This window comes from Sagittula marina, assembly GCF_014196795.1.
Lineage (GTDB): Bacteria > Pseudomonadota > Alphaproteobacteria > Rhodobacterales > Rhodobacteraceae > Sagittula > Sagittula marina.
In genome coordinates this window covers 271,638-290,742 of sequence record NZ_JACIEJ010000006.1, presented here as the reverse complement: position 1 = coordinate 290,742, position 19,105 = coordinate 271,638, and the positions used below count along the sequence as shown (strand labels likewise).

Annotated in this window: 12 protein-coding genes; all 12 read left to right on the top strand. The window is 63.6% G+C overall.

What is annotated here, in order from left to right:
• Nucleotides 1-32 precede the first annotated feature (32 nt).
• Entirely contained in the window at nucleotides 33-2,408 is a 2,376-nt protein-coding gene (locus GGQ68_RS13825) for a glycogen/starch/alpha-glucan phosphorylase (protein WP_183966952.1), read from the top strand.
• On the top strand, nucleotides 2,405-4,609 hold the full coding sequence (gene glgB / locus GGQ68_RS13820; protein WP_183966950.1) for a 1,4-alpha-glucan branching protein GlgB: 2,205 nt from the start codon (nucleotides 2,405-2,407) through the stop codon (nucleotides 4,607-4,609). Before GGQ68_RS13825 ends, glgB begins: the two co-directional genes overlap by 4 nt.
• A gap of 31 nt (nucleotides 4,610-4,640) precedes the next feature.
• Nucleotides 4,641-5,897 (top strand): glucose-1-phosphate adenylyltransferase, encoded by a 1,257-nt coding sequence (gene glgC / locus GGQ68_RS13815; protein ID WP_183966948.1) that lies wholly within the window; start codon nucleotides 4,641-4,643, stop codon nucleotides 5,895-5,897.
• A 9-nt stretch (nucleotides 5,898-5,906) separates the two neighbouring features.
• Nucleotides 5,907-6,293, top strand: a complete 387-nt coding sequence (locus tag GGQ68_RS13810; protein WP_183966946.1) for a hypothetical protein — start codon at nucleotides 5,907-5,909, stop codon at nucleotides 6,291-6,293.
• The gene (glgA, locus tag GGQ68_RS13805; RefSeq protein WP_183966944.1) at nucleotides 6,290-7,738 is read left to right on the top strand and encodes a glycogen synthase GlgA; all 1,449 of its coding nucleotides are present in this window, start codon (nucleotides 6,290-6,292) and stop codon (nucleotides 7,736-7,738) included. Before GGQ68_RS13810 ends, glgA begins: the two co-directional genes overlap by 4 nt.
• Entirely contained in the window at nucleotides 7,735-9,813 is a 2,079-nt protein-coding gene (gene glgX / locus GGQ68_RS13800) for a glycogen debranching protein GlgX (protein WP_183966942.1), read from the top strand. The genes glgA and glgX overlap by 4 nt, the downstream gene beginning before the upstream one ends.
• On the top strand, nucleotides 9,810-11,732 hold the full coding sequence (locus GGQ68_RS13795; RefSeq protein ID WP_183966940.1) for a 4-alpha-glucanotransferase: 1,923 nt from the start codon (nucleotides 9,810-9,812) through the stop codon (nucleotides 11,730-11,732). Before glgX ends, GGQ68_RS13795 begins: the two co-directional genes overlap by 4 nt.
• 13 nt (nucleotides 11,733-11,745) lie before the next feature.
• Nucleotides 11,746-13,362 carry an alpha-D-glucose phosphate-specific phosphoglucomutase gene (locus GGQ68_RS13790; protein ID WP_183966938.1) on the top strand — a complete coding sequence of 539 codons (1,617 nt, stop codon included), beginning with the start codon at nucleotides 11,746-11,748 and terminating at the stop codon, nucleotides 13,360-13,362.
• Nucleotides 13,363-13,610: 248 nt separating this feature from the next.
• Nucleotides 13,611-14,177, top strand: a complete 567-nt coding sequence (rimP, locus tag GGQ68_RS13785) for a ribosome maturation factor RimP (RefSeq protein ID WP_183966936.1) — start codon at nucleotides 13,611-13,613, stop codon at nucleotides 14,175-14,177.
• A gap of 3 nt (nucleotides 14,178-14,180) precedes the next feature.
• Entirely contained in the window at nucleotides 14,181-15,794 is a 1,614-nt protein-coding gene (nusA, locus tag GGQ68_RS13780) for a transcription termination factor NusA (RefSeq protein ID WP_183966934.1), read from the top strand.
• Nucleotides 15,795-15,798: 4 nt separating this feature from the next.
• Entirely contained in the window at nucleotides 15,799-16,446 is a 648-nt protein-coding gene (locus tag GGQ68_RS13775) for an RNA-binding protein (RefSeq protein WP_183966932.1), read from the top strand.
• A gap of 9 nt (nucleotides 16,447-16,455) precedes the next feature.
• A complete protein-coding gene (infB, locus tag GGQ68_RS13770) occupies nucleotides 16,456-18,975 on the top strand; it encodes a translation initiation factor IF-2 (protein WP_183966930.1) in 2,520 nt (839 codons plus the stop codon).
• Nucleotides 18,976-19,105 lie beyond the last annotated feature (130 nt).

The following is a 19,105-nucleotide window of genomic DNA, read 5'->3' as shown; positions in this document are numbered from 1 at the left end:
AATGAAGCGACGACACCGCCGAGGGCTCCCCCATGAAAAATGATATCCTGCGCCACCTTCGCTATGGACTGGGCAAGGATGCTGCGCATTCCTCGACCTACGACTGGCGCATGGCCCTGAGCCGTGCGCTGCGTGACCGGATGGTGGACCACTGGATCCCCTCCACCCAGGCCGCCTACAAGTCGAAGTCAAAGCGGGTCTACTACCTGTCGATGGAATTCCTGATCGGGCGTCTGGTCGAAGACATGGCCTCCAACCTTGGGCTGGTGGACGAGGCGCGCGCTGCTCTCTCCGACCTGGGGCAGGACTACGATCTGATCGTGAAGGACGAACCCGACGCGGCGCTTGGCAACGGGGGCCTTGGCCGACTGGCCGCCTGCTTCATGGACAGCCTCGCCACCTTGGGCATCCCGGCGATGGGCTACGGCATCCGCTACGAACACGGGCTGTTCGAGCAGGATTTTGTCGAAGGTCAGCAGGTCGAGCGCCCGGAAACATGGCTGCAACAGGATCACATCTGGGAATTTGAACGCCCGGAGGTCGAGTATCGCATCACCTTTGGCGGCCACGTGGAACACCACCACGACAAGGCGCATTGGCATCCCGGCGAGACGGTGCTGGCCACCGCCTACGACACGCCGGTGATCGGCTGGAAAGGGCGCTGGGGCAACACCCTGCGCCTGTGGGCGGCGCAGCCGGTCAAGGTCTTCGACCTGGCGTCCTTCAATCGCGGCGATTACCTGTCGGCCTCGCGGTCCGAGGCATTGGCGCGCACGATCTGCCGCGTGCTGTATCCCGATGACACCACCGAGACCGGCAAGGAGCTGCGCCTGAAGCAGGAGTATTTCTTTACCTCCGCATCCATTCAGGACCTGATCCGGCGGTTCATGAGCGACGGCGGGGACATCCGGAACCTGCCCGACGCCGCTGCGATCCAACTTAACGATACGCACCCCGCCATTGCCGGACCTGAGCTGATCCGGCTGCTGGTGGACGATCACGGGCTGAAGATGGACGAAGCCATGGCTCTGGCGCGGCGTTGCCTCGGCTACACCAACCACACGTTGCTGCCCGAAGCGCTGGAGCGCTGGCCGGAGTGGCTGTTCGGCCGCGTGCTGCCCCGCCACCTGGAGATCGTGCGCGAGATCGAGGACGACCATCAGCGGCGGTTCCCGGGCAGCCCGCGTATCCTTGAACACGGCAACGTCTGCATGGGCGAGCTGGCGTTCATCATGGCGCACAAGGTCAATGGCGTCTCGGCGCTGCACACGGAATTGGTGAAGCAGACGGTGTTTGCCGATCTGCACAAGCTGCATCCGCAGCGCATCGTCAACGAGACCAACGGCATCACCCAGCGCCGCTGGCTGAAGACCTGCAACCCGGCGCTGTCCACCCTGATCACCGGGCAGATCGGCGACGGCTGGATCACCGATCTGGACGAATTGGCCAAGCTGAAGCCCTTGTCCGGCGATGCGCAGTTCAAGGACGCTTTCATGGCGGCCAAGCGCAGCAACAAGGAGCGTCTGTCAAACTGGGTCAAGGCCGAGATGGGCATAGATATCGACCCGGCCGCCATGTTCGACGTGCAGATCAAGCGCATCCACGAATACAAGCGCCAGCACATGAACATCCTCGAAACCATCGCACTGTGGAACGAGATGAAGGCCCGGCCGGACGCGGGCTGGACGCCGCGGGTGAAGATATTCGGCGGCAAGGCCGCGCCGGGCTATTACGTGGCCAAGGAGATCATTCACCTGATCAACGACGTGGCCGCGACGATCAACAACGATCCGGTGACGAAGGATCTGCTGAAGGTCGTCTATCCGCCCAATTACAACGTCACCATGGCAGAGATGCTGATCCCTGCCGCCGACCTGTCGGAACAGATTTCCACCGCTGGCAAGGAGGCCTCGGGCACCGGCAACATGAAATTCGCGCTGAACGGCGCGCTCACCATCGGCACGCTGGACGGGGCCAATGTGGAAATCCGCGAACACGTGGGGGCGGAGAACTTCTTTCTGTTCGGTCTGACGGCGGACGAGGTGATGGAGCGGCGCACCCATCCCGGCTATGCCCGCGCGGCGATTGATGCCAGCCCCCGGATGCAGCGGATCTTTGGCCAGATCGTCGAAGGGCGGTTCAGCCCGCAGGACCCAAGCCGCTATCACGGGCTGGTCGGCACGTTTTATGACAGCGACTACTTCCTGGTGACCTGCGATTTCGACAGCTATTACGACACGCAGCGCCGCGCCGACGAGGCGTTCAAGAACGAACGCAACTGGGCGGCGATGGCGCTGACGAACACGGCGTCGATGGGCTTCTTCTCTTCGGATCGGACGATCAAGGGCTACGCAAAGGACATCTGGCACGTGGGACCGCGACCTGATGTGGCGGAGGCCGCGGAATGAGCCTGATCGACGCAGATGACCTGTCCCGGCTGTTGTCGGGGCAACATACGGACCCTTTTGGCGTTCTGGGCCTGCATGAGGTCGATGGCCAGTTGGTTGCTCGGGTGTTTCGCCCCGGCGTGGCCGAAGTGGAGGTGATCGACCGCAAGACCGGGCGCCGCGCCGCACGGCTTGAGCGGATCGAGGGCGAAGTCTTTGCCGGGGCCATTCCGCGTCGCAAAAAGTGGTTTCCCTACACGCTGCGCATGACCGAAGGCACGGAGACCTGGGTTGAGGAGGATGCCTACGGGTTCGGCCCGGTGATGGGGGAGCTGGATGAATACCTGCTGGGCGAAGGGACCCATGGCCATCTGTGGACCGCGCTTGGCGCGCATGTGATGGAGCATCAGGGCGTCTTGGGCACGCATTTCGCGGTCTGGGCGCCGAATGCCCGGCGCGCGTCGGTGGTCGGCAACTTCAACGGCTGGGACGGGCGGCGGCATTTGATGCGGCGGCGTGGCGCGACCGGGGTGCACGAGATCTTTTTGCCCGGTGTCGCGGACGGCGATTCCTACAAGTACGAGATCGCCAATGGCGACGGCGCGCTGCTGCCGCTGAAGGCTGATCCCGTGGGCTTTGGCGCGGAATTGCCGCCGCGCACGGCCTCCGTCGTGCGCGACCTGCGGAATTACGATTGGAACGATGCGGGCTGGATCGCCCAGCGCGGCAAGGCCCATGCCATTGATGCCCCAATTTCCATATACGAAGTGCATCTGGAAAGCTGGCGCACCGTGCCGGAGGAGGGCAATCGCCCCCTCACCTACCGGGAGCTGGCGGCGCAACTGGTGCCCTATGCGGTGGACATGGGGTTCACGCATATCGAGCTGACACCGATTTCCGAATATCCCTTTGGAGGCTCGTGGGGCTACCAACCGGTCGGAATGTACGCACCGACCAGCCGCTTTGGCTCACCAGACGATTTTCGGGCGCTGGTCGATGCGGCGCATCAGGCCGGGATTGGCGTCATCATCGACTGGGTGCCGGGGCACTTCCCGACGGACAGCCACGGGCTGGGCCGATTTGACGGCACGGCGCTTTATGAACATGCCGACCCGAAGGAAGGCTATCACCCCGACTGGAACACGCTGGTCTATAACTATGGCCGTGCGGAAGTGGCCAACTACCTGATCGCCAACGCGAAGTTCTGGCTGGAGGAATACAACCTCGACGGGCTGCGCGTGGATGCGGTGGCCTCGATGCTCTACCGGGACTATTCGCGCAAGGACGGCGAATGGGTGCCCAACAAGGACGGCGGACGCGAGAACCTGGAGGCCATCGACTTCCTCCGGCGCATGAATGAACAGGCCTACGCCGCCCAGGACGGGATCATGACGGTGGCCGAGGAAAGCACCGCCTTTCCCGGTGTGTGCGCGCGAACGGACGCCGGTGGGCTGGGTTTTGGCTACAAGTGGAACATGGGGTGGATGAACGATACCCTGCGCTACATGGCCGAGGACCCGATCAATCGGCGGTACCACCACGACAAGATGACGTTCGGGCTGCATTACGCCTTCACCGAGAACTTCATCCTGCCGATCAGCCACGACGAGGTGGTCCACGGCAAGGGCAGCCTGATCGGGAAGATGCCCGGCGACGACTGGCAGAAGTTTGCAAACCTGCGCGCCTATTTCGGCTTCATGTGGTGCCATCCGGGCAAGAAGCTGCTGTTCATGGGCTGTGAATTTGCCCAGATCGCGGAGTGGAACCATGAGCAAAGCCTGGATTGGCACCTGCTGGAAAATTCTGCTCATGCGGGTGTGCAGACCCTGATCCGCGATCTGAACACGCTATATCGTGAAACGCCGGCGCTGCACGGGCTGGACAGCAAGGCCGAAGGGTTCGCCTGGATCGACGGTGGCAACGCCAACGACAGTGTCTTTGTCTGGACGCGGCAGGGCGCTGACGGCGAACCGGTGTTGGTCGTGGTCAATTTCACGCCCGTAACACACCACGGCTACAGGATCGGCGTGCCGCGCGCAGGCCATTGGAACGAACGCCTGAACACTGATGCGCCGCTCTATGGCGGCTCAGGTCAGGGCAACCCAGGCGGACGCACCGCCGACCCGGTTTCCGCCCACGGGCTGGACCATTCGATCGAGATCACCGTGCCGCCGCTGGCCTGCGTGGTCTTCACTTCGTCCGACGCAAAAGCGGGGAGTTGAGCGCCGGACCGGACCCAGAAAGGGGGGAGACATGGATAACAACGACCGTTTCACACTGGCACAGCAGACCATGGCATTTGTGCTGGCCGGGGGCCGTGGCAGCCGGCTGAAGGAAATGACCGATGTGCGGGCCAAGCCTGCGGTCTATTTCGGCGGCAAGACACGCATCATCGACTTTGCCATGTCGAACGCCACCAATTCCGGCATCCGCCGCATCGGCGTGGCGACGCAATACAAGGCGCACAGCCTGATCCGCCACCTGCAGCGCGGCTGGTCCTTCTTTCGGGCGGAGCGCAACGAGGGTTTGGATATTCTGCCCGCGTCGCAGCAGCTTGACGAGACCAACTGGTACAAGGGCACGGCGGATGCGGTCACGCAGAACATCTCGATCATTCGCGGCTACGAGCCGAAGTACATCCTGATCCTTGCGGGGGACCACATCTACAAGCAGGACTATTCCTACATGCTGGAGCAGCACGTCCAGACCGGGGCGAAGGTCACGGTGGGCTGCATCGAGGTGCCCAAGGCCGAGGCCAGTGCCTTTGGCGTGATGGCGGTGGATGAGAACGACAAGATCATCGACTTCGTGGAAAAGCCCGCCGATCCGCCCACCATGCCCGGCGACGACACGCAGGCATTGGCGTCCATGGGGATATACGTGTTCGAGGCGGAGTATCTGTACGAGATCCTCGAAAAGGACCGCCCCGACGATGAATCGGAGCATGATTTCGGCAAGGACATCATTCCGGCGATCGTGAAGCAGGGCGGTGCCTATGCGCATCCGTTCAGCCGGTCCTGCGTGCTGTCGGGGCTGGAATCGGAACCGTACTGGCGCGATGTGGGCACATTGGACGCCTATTGGCAGGCCAACATCGACTTGACGGATTTCAATCCGCCGCTGGACATCTTTGCCACCGACTGGCCGATCTGGACCTATTCCGAGTTGGTCCCTCCGGCCAAGTTCATCCACAACGAAGAGGGTCGTCGCGGTCAGGCCGTGTCCTCCATGGTGTCGGGCGGCTGCATCATCTCCGGCTCGTCGCTGTATCGCTGCATGTTGTTCACCGGGGTGAAGACGCACAGCTATTCGCAGCTCGAAGGAGTGGTGGCCCTGCCCTACGCCGAAGTCGGCCGTCGCGCCTACATCAAGAACGCCATCATTGACCGGGGCGTCAAGATCCCGCCGGGGCTGGTGGTGGGCGAAGACCCGAAGCTTGACGCCAAGCGGTTCCGCCGTACGGAGAAGGGCATCTGCCTGATCACCCAAAGCATGATCGACGCCCTGTAAGGAGAAGTCATGACGCTGGAAACCGGCAGCTGGGAGCTTTGGGCCGCGGGGGATCTGTCCCTCGTGCTGGATGTGGACCCGCATGTGGCCTTTGCGTACCTGGTGCGCGAAGGCGGCGGGATGCTGTGTTCGGTCTGGGTGTGCAACCTGCCGGGGCCGCTGCCGGACGAGGATGACGAGGAGGCGCTCCCCGTGGTGGCCAGCGCCTTTGTGCTGCCCGGGGCCACGGCGCCGGCCTCGCTTGATGCGCTGGAAATGACCGTGACGCCGACCCGCTGGGTGCTGAGCTGGCCGGGCGGGCGGTCGGTGCTATCTGCAACCTCGACGCTGGGCTGGTCCAGCGCCGTCGGGGCCGACTCGCCCTTTGCCAAACCGCTTGAGGAACTGCCAATATGAACGTGCTGATGGTCGCTTCGGAATGTGCGCCTTTTGTAAAGACAGGCGGGCTGGCCGATGTGGTGGGGGCGCTGCCCGGTGCGCTGGCCCGGCATGGGGTCGACGCGCGGGTGATGCTGCCGTGTTACCCCTCGCTGTTTCCGCTCCTGCCCAAAGGGGTCGAGGTGGCGAGCTTTGGCGATCTGCCCGGCGGGTCGGGGCGGCTGGTCATGGTGGAGGCGTCAAGCGAGACCGCGGGACTGACCCTTCTGCTGCTTGATGCGCCGCAACTGTTCGACCGCGCCGGCAAACCCTACAACGGGCCTGACGGGCAGGATTGGCCCGACAATCACCGCCGCTTTGGCTCATTGGCGCAGGCGGCGGCGCGCATTTGTTTTGACGGACTGGAGGGCTGGAAGCCCGACGTGCTGCACGCCCACGACTGGCAGGCGGCGCTGGCCCCCGTCTACCTGAAACAGACCGGGCGCACGGTGCCAAAGACCGTGATGACCATCCACAACATTGCCTTTCAGGGGCGGTATGGCCCGCAGGTGATGCCGGAACTGGGCCTGCGCCACGATTGGTTTCACGCCGATGGGCTGGAGTTCTATGGCGATCTGAGCTTTCTCAAGGCGGGGCTGGTCTACGCCGATCACGTCACCACCGTATCGCCCAACTATGCACGCGAAATCCTGACGCCGCGCTTTGGCATGGGGTTGGAGGGCGTGTTGCAAGCCCGGACAGAGACGCTGACCGGCATCCTGAACGGCATCGACACCACCGCCTGGGACCCGTCCAACGACCCCGCCCTGCCCGCGCCATATGATGTGAAAACCCTCAAGGCGAAAAGCGCCAGCCGTCTGGCGCTGGCGGGCAAGCTGGGGCTGGACACGGATCACGCGGGGCCGCTGTTTTGCGTGATCTCGCGCCTGACAGAGCAAAAGGGCCTCGACGCGCTGGCGGCGGCCATCCCGCATCTGGTGGACCAAGGCGGGCAACTGGCGGTGCTGGGCACGGGCGAACCCGCGTTGGAGGCACTTTTCCAGCAGGCCGCACAGGATCACCCCGGCCGTGTCGGCACGTTCATCGGCTATGACGAGGGCTTTTCGCACCTTGTCCAAGGCGGTGCAGATGCGATCCTGATCCCCTCGCGGTTTGAGCCGTGCGGGCTGACGCAGCTGTATGGTTTGCGCTATGGCACGTTGCCCGTGGTGGCGCGCACCGGCGGGCTGGCCGATACGGTGATCGACGCCAACGCCGCCGCGCTGGCCGCCAAATGTGCCAATGGCTTTGTTTTTGACGAGGTCACGCCGGAGGCGATCAGCGCCGCGCTTGACCGTGTCTTTGCCGCCTATGCGGATCCCAAGCAGTGGCAAGCCATGATGCGCGCCGCCATGCGCCAGCCCGTCGGATGGGAGGAGCAGGCAGGCGCCTACGTCAGCCTGTACGAAAGCCTGCTGCAATGACACCAACATATGAGGTCACCGCCGGACGCCCCAACGCGCTTGGCGCGCAGTGGGATGGCGAGGGCACCAACTTTGCCCTGTTTTCCGACCACGCGCATCGGGTGACGCTGTGCCTGTTTGACACGGATGGCAGGGAAACCCACCAGATCGACTTGCCCGAACGCTCCGGTGCGGTGTGGCATGGCTATGTGCAGCGCCTCTCTCCCGGTCAGCTGTATGGCTACCGCGTGGATGGGCCGTATGCGCCGGACCGGGGCCATCGGTTCAACGCAAACAAGCTGCTGCTCGACCCTTATACGCGTGATTTTCACGGCCTGTTCAAACACGATCCCGCCTGTTTTGGCTATGTCTGGGGCGAAGGCGACCAGAGCTTTGACGCCCGCGATTCTGCGCCGTTTGTGCCAAAGTCGGTGGTCAGCCACCCGGACTGGCTGCCGCAAGATGCCCGCACGCTGAACCGCGACTGGGAAGATGCGTTTATCTACGAAGCGCACGTCAAGGGCACCACCATCCAGCACCCGATGATCGCAGAGGACAAGCGCGGCACCTACGACGCCATGGCCTCTGACGCGATGCTGGAGCATCTGAGCACGCTTGGCGTGACAGCGGTCGAGCTGTTGCCGGTTCAGGCATTTAACCCCGAAGGCGCGCTTCAAGACCGTGGGCTGACGAACTACTGGGGCTACAACACCATCGGTTTCTTTGTGCCGGAGCCAAAGTATCTTGGCCCCTCCGGCGCGCGTGGGTTCCGCGCGATGGTGGACCGGTTCCATGCGGCGGGCATCGAGGTGATCCTCGACGTGGTGTACAACCACACCGCCGAGAGCGACCATTACGGCCCGACGCTGTCCTTTCGCGGGATCGACAACGCGTCCTACTATCGGCTTCTTGACGGGCAACCGCGCTATTACGTCAACGACACCGGGACCGGGAACACCTTGAACGTGTCGCACCCGTTTGTGCTGCGGCTGATCCTTGATTCCATGCGTTACTGGGTGACGACCTTTGGCGTGGACGGGTTCCGGTTCGATCTGGCGACGACGCTGGCGCGAGAGCCGAGCGGCTTTGACCGGCACGGGGGGTTTCTGGACGCCCTGCGACAGGACCCTGTGCTGTCCAACGTCAAACTGATCGCGGAGCCGTGGGACATCGGGCCGGGCGGCTATCGGCTGGGAGGGTTTCCGCCCGAGTTTGCCGAGTGGAACGACCGCTACCGCGACACGATCCGGCGCTTCTGGCGCGGCGATGCGCGGGCGGCGCAGGATCTGGGCGGTGCGCTGCTGGGCACGGCGGATCTGTTCGACACGCGCGGGCGGCGCGCATGGTCCAGCGTCAACTTTGCCGCCGCGCATGACGGGTTCACCACCGCGGACGTGACCGCCTACGAGCAGCGCCACAACGAAGCGAACGGCGAAGACAATCGCGACGGGCACCACGACAATTTCTCCGACAACTTTGGTGTCGAGGGGGAGACCGACGACCCCGACATCCGCGAAGCGCGCCGCCGGCGGGTGCGCAACCTGCTGGCCACCGTGTTCCTCAGCCAGGGGACACCCATGCTGCTGGCCGGGGACGAAGGTGGAAACACGCAAGGCGGCAACAACAACGCCTATTGTCAGGACAACGAGACAGCCTGGCTGGATTGGGAGGCGATGGACGGCAACCTGATCGCCTTTACCGCCGCGCTGGCAGCGTTCCGACACGCTCATCCGACGCTGCGGCAATCGCGGTTTCTGCATGGCGCGGAACGCTCGGACGGGCGGCGTGACGTCGAGTGGCAGGCGTTTGACGGCGGCGCGCTGAACTGGCGGGATCCGGGGCTGTCGTCGCTGTGCATCCTGCTGCGCGGGTCTGCGGAATCTGCCACGGGGGATGCCTCGCCCGACACGATCCTGCTTGCGCTGAACCGAGAGGACGCGGATCAGGAATTGCATCTGCCCGACATTGCCCCGCGCCGCTGGCAGCAAGAAATTGACACATCGCGCGACAAACAGGGTGCGACAATGATCGACGAAAGGTCCGTGACCGTGCCGCGCTGCTCTCTGGCCGCGTTCGTCGCGACGGAGGCCACATGAGCGAAACGCTCCGCGCCCTTGCCAACGCATATGGCATTCACCCCGGGTTTCACGATCTGGGCGGGCAGTATCGCACCGCCGCACCCGAAACGTTGCGCGCGCTTCTGGTGGCAATGGATGTGCCTGCGGGGACCGAGCCGGAGGTCGCGGACGCGCTTGCCGCCTTCACCGCCGCGCAGGACGCCCGCCATTTGCCGCAAGAGACAGTGCTGGACGAGGGTACGCCCTGCACCCTGCACTGCCCCCAGTGCGAGTGGGTGCTGCTGGACGAGACCGACGCGGTGAAGGCCGAAGGCAGAGGCATCATCGCCCTGCCGCCGCTGCCCTTTGGCTACTACCACCTTGATGCGCGTGGCAGCGATTGGCGGGAGGAGGTCTTTGTCCTGTGTCGTCCGGCGCGCGGGGCCCCGCTGGTGTCCGAGTTGATCGGCGCGCCGCGTGGCTGGGGCGTGGTGGGTGCCCTGTATGGCCTGCGATCTGACGACAATGGCGGGGTGGGCAGCTTTGCCGATCTGGCGACGGCGGCGCAGCAGTTGGGTCAGGTCGGCGCGCAGTTTCTTGGGGTCAATCCGATCCATGCAATCGGCTGGACCGCCAGGCACATCACTTCCCCCTACTCGCCCACGCATCGCGGCTTTCTGAACATCGACCATATTGCCCTGCCCGGCATGGGGCCGACGCCAGAGGCCGAGCTGATCGACTACGATGCGTTCCGCAGTCGCCACAATGCCGCTTTGGAGGCGCGCTTTGCGCAGATGGAGGATGGCGCCCCGATCACTGGCACGCAGCATGGTTTGGAGGATTTCGCCACCTTCGAGGCGTTGTCCGAGCGCTACGGCGATGACAGCCGCACATGGCCCGCCGATCTGCGTCGACCGGGGGCCAAGGCGCGCGCTGCCGCAGGTCCGCGCGCCCGCTTTCACGCCTGGGCGCAAACCGAGGCGGAGCGGCAACTGGATCACGCAGCGCGCACCGCCCAGGAGACGATGGGCCTTGGGCTGTACCTCGATCTTGCTGTCGGGCCGCGTCCCGGCGGGGCGGAGCCCTGGATGAACCCCGATACCATTGCACGCGGCGTGTCCATCGGTGCGCCGCCGGACCACCTGAACCCGGAGGGGCAAAGCTGGAACCTGGCGGCCCACGCGCCAAGACAGCTTGCCGCCGCACGATACCGACCGTTGCGGCAGATGCTGTCCGACCTGATGCGCCGTGCCGGGCTGGTTCGGATCGACCATGCGCTTGGCCTGACGCGCAGCTTTTGGCAGCCCGAAGACGGCAGCCCCGGCGGATACATCACGCAGCCCTTCGAGAGTCTGCTGGCGGTCATCGCCATCGAGGCGCGTCGCGCACATTGCGTGGTGATCGGCGAGGATCTGGGACTGGTGCCGGACGGTTTCCGCGAGACGATGAACGCAGCCGGTCTGCTGTCCTACGCCGTCTGGCAATATGAGACCCACGAGGACGGCACTCTGTTGCCGCCAGAGGCGCTGCGCCCCTTTGCCCTGTCGTGCTTTGGCACCCATGACACCCCTTCGATTGCGGGGTTCTGGCACGGCACGGACATCGCATGGTGGCACGCCATGGGCTGGCAATCAGGCGAGGAGACCCGCCGCCGCCACGACCAGCGCGCCGATCAGCGCCACAGGCTGCGCGGACTGTGCGCCCTGCCGCCAGACGCGCGCCAGCCACAGATCACCGCCGCGATCCACAATCGCCTGATGCAGTCGCCATCATGCCTGACAGCGCTGCAACTGGACGATCTCTTTGGCCAGGTGGAGGCGCAGAACCTCCCCGGTACGATTGATGAACACCCGAACTGGCAGCGCCGCCTGCCCTGTTCCAGCGACGCACTGGCCACGGCGCCGGATCTGCGCGATACCTTGCCCGACAGCGCCCTGACGCATGGGCAAATTGATTAAAAGGACTGAATTTATGGATGTTGTGAGCAAACCGATCACGCCTTTCGACGGGCAGAAGCCCGGCACCTCCGGCCTGCGCAAGAAGACACGTGTGTTCATGGAGCCGGGCTATCTGGAGGCTTTTGTTCAGTCGACCTTTGACGCCATCGGCGGATGCGCGGGCAAGACTTTCGTGGTGGGGGGTGACGGGCGCTATTTCAACGCCGAGGCGATCCAGACCATCCTGCGGATGGCGGCCGCCAATGGCGCGGCGCGTTGCATCGTCGGCCAGAACGGACTGCTGTCCACACCTGCGGCGTCCAACCTGATCCGCAAGCGCGAGGCCAATGGCGGGCTGATCCTGTCGGCCAGCCACAATCCCGGCGGCATCGATGAGGATTTCGGCATCAAGTACAATATCGCCAACGGTGGCCCTGCCCCCGAAAGCGTGACGGCAAAGATCTTTGAGAACACCAAGGGGATCTCTGGCTACAAGACACTGGGGACGCCGGACATCGACCTGTCCGCCATCGGTGAAACAGAAGTGGGCACAATGACGGTCGAGGTTGTCGATCCTGTCACCGAATATGCCGCGCTCATGGAAGAGCTGTTCGATTTCGACGCGATCCGCGCCCTGCTGGCGGGTGGCTTCAGCGTCAAGTTCGACGCGATGCACGCCGTCACCGGCCCTTATGCCACCGCGATCCTTGAAGGGACGCTGGGCGCACCTGCGGGCACCGTGCTGAACGGCATTCCGCTGGTGGACTTTGGCAAGGGGCACCCGGATCCGAACCCGATCTGGGCGAAGCCGTTGGTGGATCTGGTCATGTCCGAAGACGGGCCGGACTTCGCCGCGGCCTCTGACGGCGATGGCGACCGCAACATGATCCTCGGCAAGGGCATTTACGTGACGCCCTCCGACAGTCTGGCGGTTTTGGCTGCCAACGCACATCTGGCCCCCGGCTATGCGCGCGGCCTGGCGGGTGTGGCGCGGTCCATGCCGACCTCGCGCGCGGCGGATCGCGTGGCCGAAAAGGCGGGGATCAACGCGTTTGAGACGCCCACCGGCTGGAAATTCTTTGGCAACCTGCTCGACGCGGGCAAGGCCACGCTGTGCGGGGAGGAAAGCGCCGGCACAGGGTCCGACCACGTGCGCGAGAAAGACGGGCTTTGGGCGGTGCTGCTCTGGCTGAACGTGCTGGCGTCGCGCAAGATGTCGGTGCAGGACGTTCTCATGGACCATTGGCGGACCTATGGCCGCGACTATTATTCGCGCCACGATTACGAGGCCGTGGACACAGCCGTGGCCGAGGCGATCATGGCCGACCTCCAGTCGCTGTCCACAGGCACCATGCCGGAGGGCATCGAAAAGATCGACAGCTTCTCCTACACCGATCCGGTGGATGGCTCCGTGTCTGAAAACCAGGGGATGCGCGTCTTTTTCGAGGGTGGCGCGCGCGCCGTGATGCGGCTGTCCGGAACCGGCACCGAGGGCGCGACGATCCGCCTGTATCTGGAACAATACACGCCCCCAGACGGCGACCTGACGATAGATACGCAAGAAGCGCTCGCCCCGCTGGTGGCCGCCATCGACAAGCTGACGGACCTCAAGACCCGCACGGGCCGCGATGCGCCTGACGTCATGACCTGACCGCCGGACACCCCGGGCGGCCCAGGGAGACAGCACCGTGTTTCCCTGGGCCGTGAAAGGGCGCTGTGACGCGCCGCTTGGCTGAGGGTCCGACTCGCGTTGGCGATTCCGCTTGCAAAATCTCCGACGCCCGCCTATATCGCCCTCAACAGCGAGGTGCTGAGGCCTGAAAGGTCGCAGCGCCCACCGAAAAGATGTGCGGGCCGCTGGCCCGCTTTTTTGTTTCTGCGCCCGAAAGGCAAGACTACATGACCGACCTGATCGCAAAAACCGGCATGGACAAGAAGATCGCCGAGATCATCGCGCCGGTGATTGAGGACATGGGATTCGAACTGGTCCGCATCCGTCTGCAGGGGGGCAACACACCCTTGTTGCAGATCATGGCGGAGCGTCCCGAAGGCGGGATCGAAGTGGACGAATGTGCCGAGATCTCGACCGCCGTGTCCGCCATTCTCGACGTCGAGGATCCGATCTCTGACCAATACACGCTTGAAGTGGGAAGCCCCGGTATCGACCGTCCGCTGACCCGTCTCAAGGATTTCGACACCTACGAAGGGTATGAAGCCAAGATCGAGACGCATGATCTGATCGACGGCCAGAAACGGTTTCGTGGTATTCTGGCCGGGGTCGAAGGCAGCGAGGTTCTGGTGAACGTCGATGCCGGCACCATCGGCCTGCAATTCGACTGGCTGGCCGATGCCAAGCTGGTTCTGACAGACGAGCTGATCAAAGAGATGCTCAAGGCGCGCAAGACCGCCGCAATTGACGAAACCAAGTACGACGACATCGAGGCCGAAGGGCCCGAGGAGGAGTAAGAGATGGCAATCACATCCGCCAACCAGCTGGAACTCCTGCAGACGGCCGAAGCCGTCGCGCGCGAGAAGATGATCGACCCGGGCCTTGTGGTCGAGGCGATGGAAGAATCGCTCGCCCGCGCGGCGAAGTCCCGCTACGGCGCGGAGATGGACATTCGCGTGGCCATCGACCGCAAGACCGGTCGTGCGACCTTTACCCGTGTCCGCACCGTGGTCGAGGAAGAAGAGCTTGAGAACTATCAGGCCGAGCTGACCGTCAAGCAGGCCAAGCAGTACATGGCCGACCCGCAGATCGGTGACACCTACGTCGAAGAAGTGCCGCCGGTGGAACTGGGCCGGATCGCGGCGCAGTCGGCCAAGCAGGTCATCCTGCAAAAGGTCCGCGAAGCCGAACGTGATCGCCAGTACGACGAATTCAAGGATCGCGCAGGCACGATCATCAACGGTCTGGTCAAGCGCGAGGAATACGGCAACGTCATCGTCGACGTGGGCCGTGGCGAAGGCATCCTGCGCCGCAACGAGAAGATCGGCCGCGAGGCGTATCGCCCCGGCGACCGCATCCGCTGCTACATCAAGGATGTGCGCCGCGAGACCCGTGGCCCGCAGATCTTCCTGTCGCGCACCGACCCGCAGTTCATGGCCGAGCTGTTCAAGATGGAAGTGCCGGAAATCTATGACGGCATCATCGAGATCAAGGCCGTGGCCCGTGACCCCGGTTCGCGCGCAAAGATCGGCGTGATCTCCTATGACAGCGGCATCGACCCCGTCGGCGCCTGCGTCGGTATGCGCGGCAGCCGCGTGCAGGCCGTGGTGAATGAGCTTCAGGGCGAAAAGATCGACATCATCCCGTGGAACGAGGACATGCCGACCTTCCTGGTGAACGCGTTGCAGCCCGCCGAAGTGTCGAAAGTCGTTCTGGACGAAGAGGCCGAGCGCATCGAAGTCGTGGTGCCCGATGAGCAGCTGTCGCTGGCCATTGGCCGTCGCGGTCAGAACGTGCGCCTGGCGTCGCAACTGACCGGTCTCGACATCGACATCATGACCGAGGAAGACGAATCGAAGCGCCGTCAGGCGGAATTCGAAGTGCGCACCAAGCTGTTCATGGACACGCTGGACCTCGACGAGTTCTTTGCTCAGCTTCTGGTGTCCGAAGGCTTTACCAACCTCGAAGAGGTGGCTTACGTCGAACAAGACGAGCTGCTGGTCATCGATGGCGTGGATTCCAGCACCGCCGAAGAATTGCAGACCCGCGCCCGCGAACACCTCGAAGCGCAGGCCCGTGCGGCCCTTGAACGCGCAACCGAGCTGGGCGCTGATGAAAGCCTGCTGAACTTCGAAGGGCTGACGCCGCAAATGTGCGTGGCCCTGGCCGAGGACAACGTAAAATCGCTCGAAGACTTCGCAACCTGCGCCGACTGGGAGCTGGCCGGCGGCTGGACCACGGTCAACGGCCAGCGCGTGAAGGACGACGGCCTGCTGGAACCCTACGGCATCGACCTCGAAGAAGCGCAGAACATGGTCATGACCGCCCGCGTTCTTCTGGGCTGGGTCGATCCCGATGACCTCGTGTCCGAGTCGGCAGAAGTCGAAGACGACGCGGTCGAGGCGGAGGAGTAAGCGATTGACCCGAGGGGGCAGCGAAAAACACAATGACGACGGGCCGGAACGGAAGTGCCTTGCCACAGGCGAAGTACAGCCGAAAAGCGGGCTGATCCGCTTCGTCGTCAGCCCTGACGCACGGGTCGTGCCCGATCTGGCTGGAAAACTGCCGGGAAGAGGTTTATATGTCTCTTCCGAACGGACTGCGCTGGACCTCGCGGCGAAAAAGAATCTTTTCGCCCGGGGTGCCAAACAGCCGGTTACGGTCCCGGAGGGGCTTACGGATCTTCTGGAACAGATGCTGGTGAAACGCGTGATCGATTTGATCTCGCTGGCACGCCGATCAGGGGATGCCATCGCCGGGTACGAAAAAGTGAAGGCGATGCTCCAGTCGGAGGAAGCCTCCGTGCTGATTCAGGCCGAAGACGGCTCGGGTCGGGGCAAAACGAAATTAAGCACGCCGTATGGCGGGCGATACATCGGCTGGCTGTCCGCAGATGAACTGGGGGCGGCCTTTGGTCGACAAACTGTGATACACGCCGCGCTTGGCTCTGGTGGACTCGTTCCGCGTATTGTAGAGGAAGCCATGCGCTTGAAGGGATTCCGGAGTCCATCGCAACCGGCGACGACATCGGGTGATCGCGGCGGCAAGTCCCGCCGGAAAGGATGAATACGTTTTATGAGCGATAACGACGGCAAGAAAACTCTGGGTGTGCGTGGTAGTGGTGGCGGCCGGTCAGGCAGCGTGAAGCAGAGCTTCTCCCATGGACGCACCAAGAATGTCGTGGTGGAAACCAAGCGCAAGCGCGTCGTGGTGCCGAAGCCCGGTGCCGCTGGCGCTGCGGGCGGCGGCAAGGGCGGTCCTGTGGGCGGCTCGGGTGGTAAACGCCCCGCCGGGATTTCCGACGCGGAGATGGAACGCCGCCTGAAGGCACTTCAGGCAGCACGGGCGCGCGAGGCCGATGAGACCGCCGCGCGCGAGGCAGAGGACAAGCGCCGCACTGAGGAGCGCGAACGTCTTCGGGCCGAGAAGGAACTGAAGGAACGCGAACAGCGCGAAGCCGAGGAAGCGCTCAAGCGCAAGGCCGAGGAAGAAGAGCGCAAGATCCGCGAAGCCAAGGAAGCCGAAGAGCAGAAGGCCAAGGCAGCTGCCGCAGCCGCCGCTCAACCGGCCCCCGAGGATGCAGCCCGCAAGGCACCGCGCGGACCTGACGCCAAGCCGGGCGCAACCGCGCCGCGTCGCGATGGTGACAAGGACGACCGCAGCCGTGGTCGTGGTGGCGCCAAGGACGGCGGACGCCGTGCCGGCAAACTGACGCTGAACCAGGCTCTGTCCGGTGGCGAAGGTGGTCGTCAGAAATCCATGGCCGCAATGAAGCGCAAGCAAGAGCGTGCGCGTCAGAAGGCGATGGGCGGTCAGCAGCAACGTGAAAAGGTCGTGCGCGACGTCAGACTGCCCGAGGCGATCACCGTCGCGGAGCTGGCAAACCGTATGGCAGAGCGCGTTGGCGATGTTGTGAAGTCTCTGATGAACAGTGGCATCATGGCGACCCAGAACCAGTCGATCGACGCAGATACTGCGGAACTGATCATCGAGGAATTCGGCCACAAGGTTGTCCGCGTCTCTGATGCCGACGTCGAAGACGTCATTCAGGCCATCGAAGACAAGGAAGAAGACCTGCAGCCCCGTCCCCCGGTCATCACGATCATGGGCCACGTTGACCACGGGAAGACATCGCTGCTTGACGCGATCCGCCAGACCAACGTGACCTCCGGTGAGGCGGGTGGCATCACCCAGCACATCGGCGCCTATCAGGTGACGACCAAGGACGGACAGGTTCTGTCCTTCCTCGACACGCCTGGCCACGCGGCCTTCACCTCCATGCGCTCGCGCGGGGCTCAGGTGACGGACATTGTTGTTCTCGTTGTTGCGGCAGATGACGCCGTGATGCCGCAGACCGTCGAGGCGATCAGCCACGCGAAAGCGGCCAACGTGCCGATGATCGTGGCGATCAACAAGATCGACAAACCGTCCGCGAACCCGACCAAGGTGCGCACGGATCTGCTCCAGCACGAAGTTGTGGTGGAAGCGATGTCTGGTGAAGTGCAGGACGTCGAAGTCTCGGCCCAGACGGGTCAGGGGCTTGACCAACTGCTCGAAGCTATCGCGCTTCAGGCAGAACTGCTGGAACTGAAAGCCAATCCGAACCGCCCCGCCGAAGGCGCGGTGATCGAGGCGCAGCTTGACGTGGGTCGCGGTCCCGTGGCCACCGTTCTTGTGCAACGCGGTACGCTGAAGCAAGGCGACATTTTTGTTGTGGGCGAGCAGTACGGTAAGGTCCGTGCGCTGATCAACGACCAGGGTGAGCGCGTGTCCGAAGCCGGACCTTCTGTTCCTGTCGAGGTTCTTGGCCTCAACGGCACGCCTGAAGCCGGCGACGTTCTGAACGTGACGTCGACAGATTCTCAGGCTCGTGAGATCGCAGAATATCGCGCTCACGCCGCCAAGGAAAAGCGCGCTGCAGCTGGTGCTGCGACGACGTTGGATCAGCTTCTCCAGAAGGCGAAGGAAGACGAAACTGTCTCCGAGCTGCCAATTCTGGTGAAGTCCGACGTGCAGGGCTCTGCCGAGGCGATCACGCAGGCGATGGAAAAGATCGGCAACGACGAGGTGCGCGTCCGCGTACTGCACTCGGGTGTTGGTGCCATCACGGAATCCGATGTCGGCCTGGCCGAAGCATCGGGCTGCCCGGTCATCGGCTTCAACGTCCGTGCCAACGCACCGGCGCGGAATGCCGCCAACCAGAAGGGCGTGGAGATCCGTTACTACTCGGTGATCTACGACCTCGTGGACGACGTGAAGAAGGCGGCCTCTGGCCTGCTGTCCAACGAAGTGCGCGAGAACTTCATCGGCTATGCCAACATCAAGGACGTCTTCAAGGTCTCCCACGTTGGTAAGGTTGCGGGCTGTCTCGTCACCGAGGGTGTCGCACGTCGATCCGCAGGCGTTCGCCTGCTCCGCGACAACGTCGTTATCCACGAGGGCACGCTGAAAACGCTCAAACGCTTCAAAGACGAAGTGGCTGAGGTTCAGTCCGGACAAGAATGCGGTATGGCGTTCGAGAACTATGAAGATGTGCGCGCTGGCGACGTCATCGAAATCTTCGAGCGTGAAGAGATCGTTCGTACGCTCGACTGATCGCGTATACATCTGAAAGAACAAAGGCCGCGCTTCCAGGAGCGCGGCCTTTTCCTTTGCCAGAGAACAACGTCCGGACACCGAAATCAAAAAAGGCCCCCGGGATATCGGAGGCCTTCGGATACATTGG

Coding starts and splice junctions, on each gene's coding strand:
- GGQ68_RS13825 (WP_183966952.1), top strand. CDS start 33: ATGAAAAATGATATCCTGCGCCACCTTCGCTATGGACTGGGCAAGGAT.
- glgB (WP_183966950.1), top strand. CDS start 2,405: ATGAGCCTGATCGACGCAGATGACCTGTCCCGGCTGTTGTCGGGGCAA.
- glgC (WP_183966948.1), top strand. CDS start 4,641: ATGGATAACAACGACCGTTTCACACTGGCACAGCAGACCATGGCATTT.
- GGQ68_RS13810 (WP_183966946.1), top strand. CDS start 5,907: ATGACGCTGGAAACCGGCAGCTGGGAGCTTTGGGCCGCGGGGGATCTG.
- glgA (WP_183966944.1), top strand. CDS start 6,290: ATGAACGTGCTGATGGTCGCTTCGGAATGTGCGCCTTTTGTAAAGACA.
- glgX (WP_183966942.1), top strand. CDS start 7,735: ATGACACCAACATATGAGGTCACCGCCGGACGCCCCAACGCGCTTGGC.
- GGQ68_RS13795 (WP_183966940.1), top strand. CDS start 9,810: ATGAGCGAAACGCTCCGCGCCCTTGCCAACGCATATGGCATTCACCCC.
- GGQ68_RS13790 (WP_183966938.1), top strand. CDS start 11,746: ATGGATGTTGTGAGCAAACCGATCACGCCTTTCGACGGGCAGAAGCCC.
- rimP (WP_183966936.1), top strand. CDS start 13,611: ATGACCGACCTGATCGCAAAAACCGGCATGGACAAGAAGATCGCCGAG.
- nusA (WP_183966934.1), top strand. CDS start 14,181: ATGGCAATCACATCCGCCAACCAGCTGGAACTCCTGCAGACGGCCGAA.
- infB (WP_183966930.1), top strand. CDS start 16,456: ATGAGCGATAACGACGGCAAGAAAACTCTGGGTGTGCGTGGTAGTGGT.